The sequence below is a fragment of the Sphingomonas sp. GW821-FHT10C01 genome, assembly GCF_059415525.1.
In genome coordinates this window covers 886,422-900,536 of sequence record NZ_JBWKNK010000001.1, presented here as the reverse complement: position 1 = coordinate 900,536, position 14,115 = coordinate 886,422, and the positions used below count along the sequence as shown (strand labels likewise).

Sequence of the window (14,115 nt, the reverse complement as noted above, 5' to 3'; positions counted from 1 at the left end):
TCTTTTTCGCATGCGCGTGTAAGAAATCCGCGTCGCCCGCGACTAAAGGGGCATGAACGCGAAAATGGCCCAGGTCGAAAGCGGGAACACGGCGCAGGACAGGCTCTACGCCGAAGCTTCGGCGGCGCATGCTCCAGCGATCGCCCGGCTCGCGCGGGCGGTGGAAGCCGATATCGATCGCGCCCGCGACCTCGAACAGGACATGCATCTGGCGCTGTGGAACAGTCTGGCAGCCTATGACGGTCGCTGTGCGCCCGGAACCTGGACCTACCGCGTCATCCACAACATCGCCGCCACGTACGTCGCCCGGGCCAGGCGCGGCGCACGCCTCGCGTCGCTCGATGAGGCGGATATGATCCTGACCAGCGAAGATCCGGAAACCGTGGTGGACCAGAGCCGCCTGCTGGCGCGCCTGCATGGCCTGATCGCAGCGCTCAAACCGACCGACAGCAGCGTCATCCTGCTTTATCTCGAAGGGGTCGACGCATCGACGATCGCCGATGTCGTCGGACTTTCGCCAGGCAACGTCGCGGTGAAGGTGCATCGGATCAAGATACTGCTCGCCAGCCATTTCGCAACGGGAACACCGTCATGACTGATCCGATCGTCACGCTCTGGACGGCGCAGCAAGCCGGCGCCACGGCCCCTTCGCGCGAAGAACTCGCCGAGTGCGCCGCCCGGTTTCGCCGCAGGCTGCGCACCCGCGACCTGATCGAATATGCCGCGGGCGCGCTGGTGATCGCGATCTTCGGCTATATCGCCATCGACGCGTCCGACTGGGGCATCCGCATCGCCAGCCTGATGCTGATCGCGGGCACCAGCGTCGCGCTGCGCAATCTGTGGCACCGCCACCCCTCGAACGATCCCGCAGTGCTCGGACAGGATGCCCTGACCCATTATCGCGGGCTTCTCTCCGCACAGCACCGGGCATTGGCGAGCGTCGGCCGCTGGTACCTCGCCCCGTTCCTCCCCGGCATGGTCGTCTTCATCGCCGCCGCCGTTCGCGCCCAAGCCGAATCGATTCCGCTCGCGGCCGCCCTGCGCAACGGCGCGATCGGCACCACGATGATCGCGCTCATCTTCGGATTGATATTCTGGTTCAACCGCAGCGCTGCCCGCGCGATCGCCATGGAAATCGCGACGCTCGACACCAATCCCGCTATCGATTGATCCGCCCCGGAAAGGATGCCCATGCGAACAGCCCTTCTAGCCGCCTGCTGTCTAATCTCCGCAATGGCCGCGCCAGCGCTTGCGCAATCCCCCGCACAACCGACCCCCGCGTACGCCGAAATCTCGCCAGCGCTGAAGGCGCGGCTCGACGCGTTGCCGGCGCTGATCAACGGCACCGGTGATTTCGACGACTATTTCGCCCCCGCCTTCAAGGCGCACATACCCAAGGCACAGTTCGACCAAATCGGCCCGCAGATGAAGACGCAATATGGTGCCGTGGTGAAGGTCGAAAAGGTCATTGCCGCCTCGCCCCACGCCGCCACGGTCGAATTAGGCCTCGAGCGGGGCATCGCCATCGTCGATATCGTCGTCGATCCGGCCCCACCGCATCGCGTGACCGGTCTGATCTTCTCCCGCGTCGAACCGCGCGGCGACAGCGTAGGGAAGGTCACGGCAGAGATCCGCTCGCTGCCAGGCGCCGCCGCCTTCGGCATCTATGCGCTGGACAATGGCGTGACGCCGGTCAGCGAACTGGCGGGCGATCGACCGATGCCGATCGGATCGGCCTTCAAGCTCTGGATCCTCGCCGAAGCCGCGCAGCAGGTGAGCGTCGGCACGCGCAAGTGGAGCGACGTCGTCACGCTGGACGCGCGCTCCATGCCCTCCGGTATCACGCAACACTGGCCTGTCGGCGCACCGGTGACGCTGCATACGCTGGCGACGTTGATGATCTCGATCAGCGACAACACCGCCTCCGACGCGCTGCTGCGCGCCCTCGGTCGCGACAAGGTCGACGCCATGGTCGCGCAGACCGGGGTCGCAAACCCCGACGCGACATTGCCGCTGCTGACCACGATGGAGCTGTTCCAGCTCAAGGCACCCGCCAACGCCGATCTGGCCGCCAAGTGGAAAGCGGCCGGCCCGGACGGCCGCCGCAAGCTGCTCGCCGACAATCGCGCGCGCCTTGCCTCGACGAAGATCGATCCCTCGATGTTCGGCGACAAACCGCTCGCGCCCGATGTGGAATGGTTCGCCAGCCCCCGCGACGAGGCGGCAGTCCTCGACTGGCTCCGTACCAAGGGTGGCGAGCAGGCACTGGCGATTCTGGCCGTCGCTCCCGGGACCGCCGGTGCCGCACAGTTCGACTATATCGGGTATAAGGGCGGGTCAGAGCCCGGGGTGATCTACACCAGCTGGCTGGTGAAGACGAAGAAGGGCAATTGGTACGCGGTCACCGGCGGCTGGGCGCGCAAGGACTCTGCGGTGGACGAACGGGGATTCCTGATGCTGATGAGCCGGTTGTTGACACAGGTAGCGATGCGCTAGGTTTAGTGCCTCGCACCGCGATGGCGTGGCGGCCCGCAATCGTTTCAGTCAGCGAACGTTAAGCTCGAAAGCCGTCAATTTCGCGCCGAAGTATCCAAGGGGGAGGCTTTCATGATCGCGCAGAAGCTACCATTGCTCGTCGCTGTGTTGCTTGTTTCGCCCACCGTCGCTCATGCACAGGACGGCAACAATGAACAGGTGATCGTGGTCACCGGCAAGCCGCTGGCGGAGACTGAAAGCCAGCTCAAGGCCTGCCTCGCGCGCAAATGCCCGCCCAGGGAGGATATCGACGCCAGTCTGGCGCATGCCGAGAACCAGTTCATCGCGGGCGAGTATCACGCCGCACGGAGCACGCTCGCCTCCGCGCGCGGTCGCAACGCCCGCTATGCCAGCCAATATCCGGTCGAGGTCTCCGACCTCACTCGCGCCTATGGGCGGCTGAGCGATCTCGACGGCTATCGTAATCTCAGCCGGCTCCTGCAGGTCGAATCGCTCGATGAGCTCAAGGCCGGGCTCGACAAGGACGATTCACGTGTTCTGATGCAGCGGTTGATGACCGGCGACGAATACGCCCGCGCGGGACGGATTGTCGCCGCGATCCAAGTCTACCGCAAGGTTGCCAAGCAAGCAGACCAGGCCAAGCTGTCACAGGTGCGCGGTCATGCCATGTTCCGCGAGGCGGTGCTCTATGGTGCGGTGAGCGAGGTGCGGGTGCAATATCGCGGCGCCGCCGAAGACGCGATCAAACGGATCGAAAAGACGACCCAACCCGAACTCAAGCCCTTCCGTGAAGCGGCGGGGATGCTTCGTGCCAGCCTCGCCTCGGCGCAGGGCGACAAGCAGGCGGTCGACAAGGCCGTGGCGTCGATCGGCACCAAGGTCGACAAGCCTGTCCTCATCTATGCGCCGACGGTGCAGCTCGATCAGGCCTCCGTCGATACGACCGGCATCGGGCTGGCGACAAAGGGACTTCATACCGGACCCCAATGGATCGACGTGCGCTTCCGTATCGCAGCGGACGGTACCGTCCACGATGTCGAGACGCTGCGGCAATCCGAAACCGTGAATGGTGCTTGGCCCAAGAAGGTGCACGAAGCGCTCGCTGGCCGCCGCTATGCGCCACTCAAGCTTGCACCGGAAGACGATGGGCTCGAGCGGATCGAGCGGTTCACGATGGTCTTCGACACGCTCGCGCCGACCGGTTCGCGACTACGTTCCCGCGAGCTTACCGGCCGGCTGGCGTCGATCGACCTGACACCCTGACCGCCCGCCGGTATCGCACGGTACAGGTCGCGAACCGAACCGGATCGCTAAGGCCGGGCGGCACCGCCCCATTCCTCGCGCAGCAACCCATAGATGGTGGTGTCGCGCACGCCCAAATGCGTCTCCCACTCGGCGCGCAGCAGCGCTTCGAGCTTGAATCCCAGCCGTTCCAGCATCGCGCGCGACGGCGTGTTGTCCGGATCGGTATCCGCGAACACGCGGCGCTGCCCCTCGGCGAAGATCCGATCGATCACCGCCGACACCGCCTCGCGCGCGATGCCGCTACCCCAATAGTCGCGGACGAGGATGTAACCGATCTCGGTGACGTTGCCCTGCCGCTTCTCGCCCGCCACGACCACGCCGATCGCGGTATCGTCGTCCTTGAGCGTGATCGCCCAGCGGCGCCACTCGGGCGCGTCGTACGCCAATTCCGCGCGCGTTTCCTCCACACTCGTGTGCGGCGGGCGGGACCAGTATCGCATGACGTCCACATCGGTGAACGCCGCGTGCAACGCCTCGGCATCGTCGAGCGTGCGCGGCCGCAGGGTCAGCCGCGGCGTCTCGATCACGATCGTTTCGCGCATTGGCGGGGTCAAGCTTCGCCCAGCGCCTCGACCAGCGTCTTCACCTTCTTCTGCCGCCACTGCGGCAGTGGTGCGACCATCCAATAGCCAAGCCGTGACGCCTTGGGGTCGCCCAGCACCGCCACGCGCCCGGCATCGATATCGTCGCGCGCCAGCAGTTCGGGCACGGTCGCCCGGCCAAGCCCCTGCGCCGCCGCGTCGAGTGCCAGCCCGGCGTCGCCCACGCGAACCAGCGCCACGCCCTCTTCAGCGACGCAGCCCGGCCATGCGATCGGTGTGTCGGCGTTGGAGCCGGGCCGGCCCACGGTCACCATGCCGTCGCTCTCCAGCGCCTCGCCCTCATGCTCACCCGGCCCTTCGCCCCAGCGGATCGCCAGGTCGAGATTGGCCTCGGTGAAGTCGATGGCGTCGTCCGCCGTCACCAGCACGAAACGCAGCTCGGCATCGTCGCGTGCAATCTCGGCCAGACGCGGCATCAGCCACTTCTCGGTCAGGTCGCGCGGCGCCGCGATGGTCAGCGACTTGGATGATTGCCCAGCCTGCATCGCCCGCACCGATTCCTCGAACTGCAGGAAGCCTGCACGCAATGCGGCAAGCCCCGCCTCGGCCTCGGGCGTCAGCTCCAGCCCCTTGGTGGTACGTCGGAACAGCACCACGCCCAGCGTATCCTCGAGCGCGCGGATCTGCTGGCCGACCGCCGCCGGAGTCACCGCCAGCTCGTCCGCCGCGCGCGTGAAGGACAGATGCCGCGCCGCCGCGTCGAGCACGCGCAGGCCGTTCAGGGGAAGATGTGTCCGCTTCATTCCGCTACCGCCGGGGCCAACAAAGTGAATTTTGGGATCGCCACGTCGAACTCCATGCCGTCAGCACCGACCATGCGATAGCTTCCCTGCATCGACCCGGTCGGGGTCGCGAGCGGGCAGCCCGAGACATAGTCGTAGCTGGCACCCGGTACGATCATCGGCTGCTCGCCAACCACACCCTCACCCTCGACCGAATGCCGCGAACCGCGCCCATCGGTGATGATCCAGTGGCGCGTCAGCAGCTGCACCGCCTGATGCGACTGGTTCTCGATGCGGATATGATAGGCCCAGAACCAGCGCCCGCGATCGGGCTCCGACTGTTCGGGCAAATAGCTCACCGACACGCGCACGACGATGTCGCGCGTGATTTCCTCCTGAGAGAAAAGCGCCTTCACAACCCGACCGAGCCGAGGGCCTGATCGAGATCGGCGATCAGGTCCTCCGGGTCCTCAAGGCCCACGTTCAGGCGCAGCATTCCCTCGCCCACGCCCATCAGCAGGCGCTGGTCCTCGGCAACGCCGCTGTGCGTGGTGGAGGCCGGGTGAGTCATCAGCGAACGAGAATCGCCGATATTGTTCGAGATGTCGATAAGCCCCAGCGCGTCGAGCAGGCCGTGCGCCTGAGTGCGTCCGCCATCCAGTTCGATCGAGAAGATCGGCCCGGCAGCCGCCATCTGGCTCATCGCCAGATTATGCTGCGGGTGGCTGGGCAGGCCGGGGAAATTGACGCGCGGCACGCGCCCCTCCAGGAAGCGCGCGACCTTCAGCGCATTTTCGCTCTGCCGCTGGATGCGCAGGTCGAGCGTCTCAAGGCCCTTGAGCACGACCCAGGCATTGAACGGCGACAGCGTCGGCCCGGTGTTGCGGTGGAAGGGCAGCAGCGTGTTGTTGATGAACTCCTCGGTCCCGCACACCGCACCCGCGAGCACGCGGCCCTGCCCGTCCATCATCTTGGTCGCCGAGTAGGCCACGACGTCGGCGCCGAAATCCATCGGGCGCTGCAGCGCGGGGGTGGCGAAGGCATTGTCGACCACCGTGACGATGCCGCGTTCCTTGGCGATCGCACACACCGTCTTCAGATCGACCACATCCATCGTCGGATTGGCCGGAGTCTCGAAGAAGAATACCTTGGTGTTCGGGCGGATCGCATCGACGAACTGCTGCGGATCGCGCGCATCGACGACCGTCGTCTCGATCCCGAACTTGGGAAGCTGCGTGTCGGTCAGCCAGCGGCACGAACCGAAGGCGGCACGCCCGCCGATCAGATGATCGCCCGCCGAGAGCTGGCACAGCAAAGCCGCGGTCATCGCGGCCATGCCCGATGCCGTCGCGCGGCACGCCTCGGCGCCTTCGAGCAACGCGATGCGCTGCTCGAGCATTTCGACCGTCGGATTCTGCAGGCGCGAATAGGTCATGCCCTGCTGGTCGCCCGAGAAGCGCGCGGCGGCGTCGCCGGCGCAATCATAGGCATAGCCCGAGGTCAGGAAGAGCGCTTCGCTCGTCTCGCCCCACTCGCTGCGCGCGGTCCCCCCGCGCACGGCCAGGGTTGCGGGCTTCCAGTTCTTGGTGATCTCGCGATCTTGTCCGGTACGACGCTTCATGGCGAACCCTCTAGAAGCGTTGCCCACAGGCGCGCAAGGGCAGGCGGGTGACGAGCGCGCAAAGCTGCGCTATCGCATCGCCGGATGCTCGATCGCCTCGCACAACGCCCCGTCCTGCTGGCGCTGCTGATCGGCATCGCGGCGCTGTTGCTGTTCGGCATCGGCGTGCAGCGCCCGAGCATCCTGATGTTCGACGAAGTGCACTACGTCCCCGCCGCGCGCGTGCTGCTCGACCTGTCGCACCCGGTGAACATCGAACACCCCTTGCTCGGCAAGTCACTGATCGCACTTGGGATTATGATCTTTGGCGATAACCCCATCGGCTGGCGAGCGTTGTCCGTTGTCGCCGGGGCGCTGACGATCGTCGGGGTGTACGCCTTCACGCTCAAGCTTACGCGCACGACCCGGCCCGCGCTGTTCGCCGCGTTGTTCGCGATGCTGGGTCAGCTGGTCTTCATTCAGGCGCGGATCGGCATGCTCGACGCCTTTCTCGGGCTGTTCCTGGTTTGGGCGGGCGCAGCATTCCTGTGGGCGATGCAGGCCGATTCGCCGCACGCACGCCGGCACTGGATCGCCTGTGCGATACTGTTCGGGTGCGCGGTGGGGGTCAAATGGGCGGCGATCCCCTATGTCGCGCTGGCCTGCGCCGCGTCCCTGTGGCTGCGGCGTGGTCATGCCGAACGATTTGGCGGCATGGGCTGGTTTTCCGGCCTCGCCATTCTCGGCGGGGTTAGCATCACCACCTATTTCCTGACCTTCGCGCCGGCCTTCTTCTACGAAACCGATCCGCTCACACTGGCCAGGCTGATTCCCTTCCAGCTCGAGATGCTGAGTCTCCAGACCCAGCAGCTTACCCCACATAACTACCAGTCCGACTGGTGGAGCTGGCCGCTGCTGATCCGGCCGATCTGGTACTTCTACGAACCTGATCAGGGCGCGACGCGCGGCGTGCTGCTGATCGGTAATCCGGCGATCATGTGGGGCGGGTTGATCGCCGTCGCGGCCTGCTGGTGGGCCGGACTGCGCGAGAAGGCGGGCGTGCCGCTCGCCGCGGCGGCCCTCTGGACCTTCTCGATCGCCGTGTGGGCGGTGATCCCGAAGTCGCTGGGATTCTATTATTACTACTATCTCCCCGGCATCATCCTGTCCGTCGCTTTGGCGGTCGCATTTCATCACTATGCCGCCCGGGTGAAGCGCAACGACGAATGGTATCTGGTGCTCTGCGTCGGCCTGTTCGCCTATTTCTACCCGATCCTGTCGGCGCTGGCACTGCCCAGCAACCGGGGCTTCGAACGCTGGATGTGGTTGTCCAGCTGGGCCTGAACTAACGGGTCGCGCGCCAGACCGGCCCCTCGACCGCCAGTCCGCGGCGATCAAGCTGGTCGAGCACCCCACCCTCTTCCGCAAGCACCCGAAGCGGCACCACGGCGAGCGTTACGCCGGGCTGCGCAATCGCCTCATCGATCGCCTCGATCCAGTGCCCCCGCAGCGCGGGGCCGAAGCTGCCGTCGGTCCATGGCCAGCAGCGTCCCAGCGCGGTTTCAAGCGGGTTCGTCATGACCGCGGACACGTCGAAGCGGGTCCACGCCCTGCCACGAGCCGTCACGAGATCGGGGCCGATCTCGGCCGCCGCCATCGCGGCGTCGAGGCACGGGAGATGGCTGGCGGGCGTCGCCGCGAACAGGTTGTCGAGCATATCCTCGCCACGCACCTCGCCGACCGGTCGGGTGACGATATCCGCGCGCCGGGCAGCCTTGCGCACGACGTCGGTCGCATCGTCGGCGGTGTCCTTGCTGAACGCTAGCCGCTTCGAGAGCAGGTCAAATGCCGTCATCAGGAAATTGCGCCGGTCGTAGCTCTGCCCGTACCGCGCTTCGAGCGCCTGCAGGCGCGCCAGCCGCTTCGCGTCCAGATAGTCTGCGGCGATGCCCTTGTCGGGCAGCTTGGTGAGCTTGCCGCCCTTGAAGATGAGCCGCAGGATATCGCCCGGCGAAACCTTAGCCTTGGTACCCAGAATGATGCGCTGGGCACCCGTCGTGGCTGTTTCGAGCCGATCGGGATGCCATGGCGTCGCCTGAGGCACGTTGGTGATCTCGCCGACGAGCAGCACGACTCCCGTCGGCGTCTCGATCGTCCACATCGGCGCGCCCGACCGCCGCGCGGTGACGACCACCTCTTGTTCGGGATCGGGCGCAACCTCCTGCGCGGCAGCGGGAACCACAGCACTCACCGACAACAGGGCAAGCGCGAGAAACAGGGAGCGGGAAGAGCACATGACGCCCTCCTCGCGCGCGATCAAAGCCGCAATAAGGCAGCCCTAGTATCGCCCCCACACGAAGCGCGAGGACAGCGCGAAATTCCACACCGCAGCCACCACGATCCCCGCCAGCGCCGATGGCGCCCATTGCGCCTGCTGGACGTCATGCAGGAACGCCGCCACGCCGACATTGGCGATCGCTCCCACCGAGCAGACCAGACAGAAGCCGATCCATCCATCCAGCAACTGGCGGAATCCCTTCAGCCGTGCGTCGCGGTAAGTGAGCGCGTTATTGAGGAAGAAGTTGAACGTCATCGCCACCAAAGTCGCGACGATCGTGCCCGTGAGGAAGCTGTACCCGAACAGACGATAGAACAGCCAAAGCGCGCCGAAATGCACGCCAGCGCCGAGCGCACCGATGCCCGAGAACATCGCGAACCGCACCGGGATCACACGCCCGAACATCCGGTCATACAGCGCGATCAGATATTCCATCGCGACAACGTGATCGAGCTTGCTCTCCCCCTCCTGGCGGGTGCGGAAGACATAGGGCAGCTCGACAAACTTCAGCGGCCGCGAACTCGCCGTCATGATGTCGAGCAGGATCTTGAAGCCGATCGCCGACAGGTGCGGCACGATCTCTCGCACCACCTCGCTGCGGACCATGAAGAAGCCGCTCATCGGATCGCTCAGGTCTACCTTGAGCACGCGGCGCGACAGCTTCGTTGCCAGCGCCGACTTGGCGACGCGGTCCTTATCCCACTCGCCGGTGCCGCCGCCGTCAACGAATCGCGATCCGATCGCCACGTCCAAGGTCGCATCGGCCTGGAGCGCGTCGAGCATCTTCGGCAGCAGCGTCTCGTCATGCTGCATGTCGCCGTCGATCACCGCGACATGCGGCGCGGCGGTGGCGCACATCCCCTCGATCGTCGCCGAAGAGAGCCCTCGCCGCCCGATCCGCTGGATCACCCGGACGCGCGGATCGATCCGACCCAGCGCGCGCGCGGCATCGGCGGTGCCGTCCGGGCTGTCGTCATCGACGAAGATCACTTCCCAGCGCCGGCCGGCAAGCGCCTTGTCGAGCGCAGCGACGAGGATCGGCACATTGCGCCGCTCGTTGAAGGTCGGGACGATGACCGCCAGTTCGAGCGGCTCAGCGCTCATGCAAGCGCCTCCAGCACCGCGTCGCCCATTGCCTCCGTCGACAGCGCGCCGCCAAGGTCGGCGGTGCGCGCGCCGGCGACCAGCGCCGCTGTAACCGCCGCCTCGATCCGGTCTGCCGCTTCCTCCATGCCCAGCGAATAGCGCAGCAGCATCGCAGCCGAAAGGATCGTTGCGCACGGGTTGGCCTTGCCTTGCCCGGCAATGTCGGGCGCCGATCCGTGAATCGGCTCGTACAACCCCTTGCCCGAGCCGCCCAGCGTCGCCGAGGGCAGCATGCCGATCGAACCCGCGCACATGCTTGCCTGGTCGGACAGGATATCGCCGAACAAATTACCGGTAAGGATCACGTCGAACTGCCCCGGATTGCGCACCAGCTGCATCGCGGCATTGTCGACATACATGTGCGTGAGCTCGACGTCGGAATAGTCCCGCGCCACTTCGATCACGACGTCACGCCACAGCTGCGAGGTTTCAAGGACGTTGGCCTTGTCGATCGAGCAGACCTTGCGGTTGCGCACGCGCGCCGTCTCGAACCCGACCTTGGCGATGCGCGCAACCTCGTCCTCGTTGTAGGACATGATGTCATAGCCCTCGCGGCGGCCGTCCGCGGTGGTGCGCATGCCCTTTTCACCGAAATAGACGTCGCCATTCACCTCGCGCACGATCACCATGTCGATCGCTCTCGCCACTTCGGGCTTCAGCGTCGAAGCGTCTTCCAGGCCGGGGAATAGTCTCGCGGGACGCAGATTCGCGAACAGCTCCAATTCCTTGCGCAAGCCCAGGATCGCCTGTTCGGGGCGCAGATGGCGTTCCAGATTGTCGCCACGCGGATCGCCGACCGCACCGAACAACAGCGCATCGGCCCGCTTGGCTAGGTCAAGCGTGCGCGCGGGAAGCGGATGGCCGTCGCTGAAATAGGCCGCGCCGCCGACCGGCGCCTCCTCGAAGGTCAGCCCCAGATCGAGCGCGTCCAGAACGCGGCGCGCCTGCGCGGTGACTTCGGGGCCGATCCCGTCGCCGGGAAGAACTGCGATCAACGGCATGGGTTCTCCAATCGTGAGGTCTCGCGCGCCTTACCGCCTTGGCGCCATCACGCAACCGCCCTGTTGAGTCGGTCGACCAGCCGTGCGCGGGCCGTCAGCACCTCGGCGGCCCTGCCATGCAACAAGTCGCGCTCGAGAAAATGGGCGGTGAGTCGCAGGCCCGCGAAGATGTCCTCCCACTCCGCCGGCCCGCCAACGACCACGAAGCGCGGCAGAGACAGCAGGCGCGATTCATAGCCGACAGCCCCCGATCGGCTCACCGCGATGCCACTTTTCGGACTGACAAAGGCAAGATCGTCGTTGGTCCCGGTCGCGGCGCAGCGGTCAAGATCGAGTCCGAAGCCAAGCTCGGCGAGCATCAGCAGCTCGTACCGCACCAATGCCGCGGCCCAGCCGCGCGCCGCCGGCGCCGCCTCGATCGCGTCGAGCATCCCGCCCAGCGCGGCATGGATCAGCGGATAGGGTTGCCCCTCGGGCAACGCCGCTGCGGTCAGCGCGGTTGCCCATTCGAACGCCGCTGCGGGCAACGGCTCACGGAACATCGGCGCGCGGCTGTGCACCAGCTCGACGGTGAGCGCGGGCAGCTGCTCCTCGGTCCGCGCGCGCCAGTCGCCCAGGATGACGTTGCCCGGCTGAAGCACCGGGCGCAGTTGCCGCGACCGACCGCCACGGACATAGCCAGCCATCAGCCCGACCTCCGCCGTCAATGCACGCACAATCGCGCCGGACTCGCCGTGCGGGCGGATCGAGAGGACGATGGCGGAGGCAGCGAGGTGCATGGCGGGAGGCTTAGACCGTCTGACCGGACACGGGAATCAATGTCTGCGCCGCCCGCCTCGTCATCCCGGCTTCGTGCCGGGATCCACCGGGAGGCGAGCATTACGCAAACGGCTCAATCGCATCGTGCGAGGCGCCGTGGATCCCGGTGCAAGGCCGGGATGACGCCGAATGCCTAAGCTGTCGCGAACCTTATCCCCGCCGCAGCTTCTTGCTCAGCCCGTCCAGCCCGGCGGCCTCGACCAATGCCTTGCCACCCGCAACCGCTCGATTGAAACCACCCAGCGCCGTGGTCGCCGCGCGGTTGGCGAGGCTCGGGCGCAGCAGCAGCAAATCAAGACACGCCACACCGTCAGTCGAGAATTGGCGCTTGTGCTGCCCCTCACCCTCGGTGAAATCGAAGCGTGCGAACCGACCCTCTTCGAACAAGTCCTGGAACGCCTCCATCTGCAGTACGGCGCCGGGTGACAGGTCGTTGAACGCGGTGTCGTGCCCGACATATTCGTAGATCAGCGTCTCCCCCGCCGCCGGGCAGTAAAGATACGCCGCGGGTTTGCCGCCGATATGGAGCAGCCAGGCGCGCACGTCGTCCGCAGCCGCCATCTCCGCCATGGTACGGACGAACTCCGGCGTATCCGGCAGCCCCTCTCCCATCAGCTTTTCCTGATAGGTGTTGACCGCAATGCCGCGTGCGATGCCGTGGAATAGCTGCAGTTCGGCGGCGGTGCGGAAGCGGCGCACATCGAGCGTTCCACCCGACGCCTGAGCGACTTTCTTCGCCTTGCGCTTCACGCCCTGCCGGGCACTCGACGACAGGCCGGCAAGATACGCGTCATAGGATCCGCTCAGGTCGGTGAAGTAGCGGGTGTAGCGCTGGCGAACGAACCCGATCATCCCGCCCGAGGCCTCGGTCATCGCCTCGACCCGATCTTCGGGCAGCGAGGTGACGACGTAACCCTGCGCTTCGTCGGGCAGCGGTGGAAGCGCCGGCAACCGCCCTTCGCGCGCGGCATCGAGGCTCAGCGTAACCGGCATAAGCGCACGCTTGACGCGCAGCACGGTGCGCGCGCCGATGCGGAAGTTGAGCGCAGCCGCAGCAATATGAGTCACGCGACGCGTTCCGAGACGAGGTTCGACCAGAGCTGCTGCGCCTGGCGGATGCGGGTGCGGATCAGGCTGGGACCGAGGGGAACGTCATTATGGTCCAACGGTAGATGGGAAAGGTCGGTGAAGTGGCTGGTGACGATCGCGTCGCGGCGGGCATCCAGCATCCGGCACAAGGCGTCGAACCGGCCGACATGAACGCCATTGGCGCGGGTGCCGGCGCGCGTGGCCAGCTCGAACCCGTGACTGACGATCGTCACCGCGGCGTGCCCCGCGCGCGCCGCATGGTCGAGCGCATCGCGCATTTCCCCGGTCGACAGCGCGCAGATCTGGAAATGGCGCAGATGCCCGGCGCGATCCTCGATCAGCGTCACCGGCAGCTCGATCACTCCGCGATGCTCGACCGGGGCGATCTGGCGCTCGTGCAGTCCGATCGCGCTGGGCCAGGGATGTTCGGAGCCGTTGTGGCTCGAATCGTAGCGGATGCCGAGTTCGGCCAGCGCGGTCAGCGTGTCGTCGCTCGCCGAATAGCTGCCCGAACGGAAGGCGATCGGCCGAGGCGCGCCGGCCGCGACCAGCAGGTCGGACGCCGCACGGATCAGCTCGCGCTGCTCGGCCAGCGTGAAGTCGATCAGCTCGAACGAGGCGTGCTTGGTGCGATCCTCGGCACTCGCCGCGGCCCAATTGGGGTGGAGATGCAGCTGCACCTCCTGCCCCGCCTCAAGGATCGCGCCGACAACGCGCTTGATCGGCTCGATGCCATAGGCGACGGCGGGCATGGGATCGACAAAGAAAGTCGCCTTCAAATCATGCTCGGCAAGCTTGCGCAGCTGATAGCCGATCCCGACCCCCGCCGGCTCGAGCGAGCGTTCGGCGATGTCGCCAATGTCCAGCCCAGCGGCGTGGTGACGCCACATCAATTCGGTATCGACAGTCAGGAACGCGCGAGTCGGCATGACGCCGCTTTATCCTTCCCCCGTGAAGAAATCCCAAATCCGGACATCATCCGGCATTCCAGCCCCCT

At 66.1% G+C, this 14,115-nt stretch carries 15 protein-coding genes; 5 read left to right on the top strand and 10 right to left on the bottom strand.

Features of this window, described 5'->3' with window-relative positions; translation table 11 throughout:
* Nucleotides 1-52 precede the first annotated feature (52 nt).
* The 4 genes from AC07M1_RS04330 to AC07M1_RS04315 all read left to right on the top strand — a co-directional run bounded on the left by AC07M1_RS04330 (nt 53) and on the right by AC07M1_RS04315 (nt 3,759).
* Complete coding sequence (locus tag AC07M1_RS04330) at nt 53-595, top strand: RNA polymerase sigma factor (RefSeq protein WP_495161333.1); 543 nt, start codon at nt 53-55, stop codon at nt 593-595.
* Nucleotides 592-1,170 carry a hypothetical protein gene (locus AC07M1_RS04325; RefSeq protein WP_495161332.1) on the top strand — a complete coding sequence of 193 codons (579 nt, stop codon included), beginning with the start codon at nt 592-594 and terminating at the stop codon, nt 1,168-1,170. The genes AC07M1_RS04330 and AC07M1_RS04325 overlap by 4 nt, the downstream gene beginning before the upstream one ends.
* Nucleotides 1,171-1,233: 63 nt before the next feature.
* Nucleotides 1,234-2,496, top strand: coding sequence for a serine hydrolase (locus AC07M1_RS04320; protein ID WP_495161331.1), 1,263 nt, complete (start codon nt 1,234-1,236; stop codon nt 2,494-2,496).
* 111 nt (nt 2,497-2,607) lie between these two features.
* Entirely contained in the window at nt 2,608-3,759 is a 1,152-nt protein-coding gene (locus AC07M1_RS04315; protein WP_495161330.1) for a hypothetical protein, read from the top strand.
* Nucleotides 3,760-3,806: 47 nt separating this feature from the next.
* Here AC07M1_RS04315 and AC07M1_RS04310 read toward each other — a convergent pair whose 3' ends face one another.
* Genes AC07M1_RS04310 through AC07M1_RS04295 form a run of 4 tightly spaced genes read right to left on the bottom strand, consistent with a single transcriptional unit; the run spans nt 3,807 to nt 6,746 of the window.
* Nucleotides 3,807-4,343, bottom strand: a complete 537-nt coding sequence (locus AC07M1_RS04310; protein WP_495161329.1) for a GNAT family N-acetyltransferase — start codon at nt 4,341-4,343, stop codon at nt 3,807-3,809.
* Between the two features lie 8 nt (nt 4,344-4,351).
* Nucleotides 4,352-5,146 (bottom strand): LysR family transcriptional regulator, encoded by a 795-nt coding sequence (locus AC07M1_RS04305; RefSeq protein WP_495161328.1) that lies wholly within the window; start codon nt 5,144-5,146, stop codon nt 4,352-4,354.
* Entirely contained in the window at nt 5,143-5,541 is a 399-nt protein-coding gene (gene apaG, locus AC07M1_RS04300; RefSeq protein WP_495161327.1) for a Co2+/Mg2+ efflux facilitator ApaG/CorD, read from the bottom strand. The genes AC07M1_RS04305 and apaG overlap by 4 nt, the downstream gene beginning before the upstream one ends.
* Nucleotides 5,538-6,746 carry a trans-sulfuration enzyme family protein gene (locus AC07M1_RS04295; protein ID WP_495161326.1) on the bottom strand — a complete coding sequence of 403 codons (1,209 nt, stop codon included), beginning with the start codon at nt 6,744-6,746 and terminating at the stop codon, nt 5,538-5,540. Before AC07M1_RS04295 ends, apaG begins: the two co-directional genes overlap by 4 nt.
* An 84-nt stretch (nt 6,747-6,830) precedes the next feature.
* Between AC07M1_RS04295 and AC07M1_RS04290 the strand changes: the two genes are divergently transcribed.
* Nucleotides 6,831-8,069 carry a phospholipid carrier-dependent glycosyltransferase gene (locus tag AC07M1_RS04290; protein ID WP_495161325.1) on the top strand — a complete coding sequence of 413 codons (1,239 nt, stop codon included), beginning with the start codon at nt 6,831-6,833 and terminating at the stop codon, nt 8,067-8,069.
* Between the two features lies 1 nt (nt 8,070).
* Here AC07M1_RS04290 and AC07M1_RS04285 read toward each other — a convergent pair whose 3' ends face one another.
* The 6 genes from AC07M1_RS04285 to AC07M1_RS04260 all read right to left on the bottom strand — a co-directional run bounded on the left by AC07M1_RS04285 (nt 8,071) and on the right by AC07M1_RS04260 (nt 14,047).
* Nucleotides 8,071-9,021, bottom strand: coding sequence for a TraB/GumN family protein (locus tag AC07M1_RS04285; protein ID WP_495161324.1), 951 nt, complete (start codon nt 9,019-9,021; stop codon nt 8,071-8,073).
* A gap of 42 nt (nt 9,022-9,063) precedes the next feature.
* Nucleotides 9,064-10,167: a glycosyltransferase family 2 protein gene (locus AC07M1_RS04280; RefSeq protein ID WP_495161323.1), complete on the bottom strand. Its 1,104-nt coding sequence runs from the start codon at nt 10,165-10,167 to the stop codon at nt 9,064-9,066.
* The gene (leuB, locus tag AC07M1_RS04275) at nt 10,164-11,210 is read right to left on the bottom strand and encodes a 3-isopropylmalate dehydrogenase (protein WP_495161322.1); all 1,047 of its coding nucleotides are present in this window, start codon (nt 11,208-11,210) and stop codon (nt 10,164-10,166) included. Before leuB ends, AC07M1_RS04280 begins: the two co-directional genes overlap by 4 nt.
* A gap of 47 nt (nt 11,211-11,257) precedes the next feature.
* Complete coding sequence (gene recO, locus AC07M1_RS04270; RefSeq protein WP_495161321.1) at nt 11,258-11,989, bottom strand: DNA repair protein RecO; 732 nt, start codon at nt 11,987-11,989, stop codon at nt 11,258-11,260.
* Nucleotides 11,990-12,179: 190 nt separating this feature from the next.
* On the bottom strand, nt 12,180-13,097 hold the full coding sequence (locus AC07M1_RS04265; RefSeq protein WP_495161320.1) for a GNAT family N-acetyltransferase: 918 nt from the start codon (nt 13,095-13,097) through the stop codon (nt 12,180-12,182).
* Nucleotides 13,094-14,047 carry a polysaccharide deacetylase family protein gene (locus tag AC07M1_RS04260; RefSeq protein ID WP_495161319.1) on the bottom strand — a complete coding sequence of 318 codons (954 nt, stop codon included), beginning with the start codon at nt 14,045-14,047 and terminating at the stop codon, nt 13,094-13,096. Before AC07M1_RS04260 ends, AC07M1_RS04265 begins: the two co-directional genes overlap by 4 nt.
* Nucleotides 14,048-14,115 lie beyond the last annotated feature (68 nt).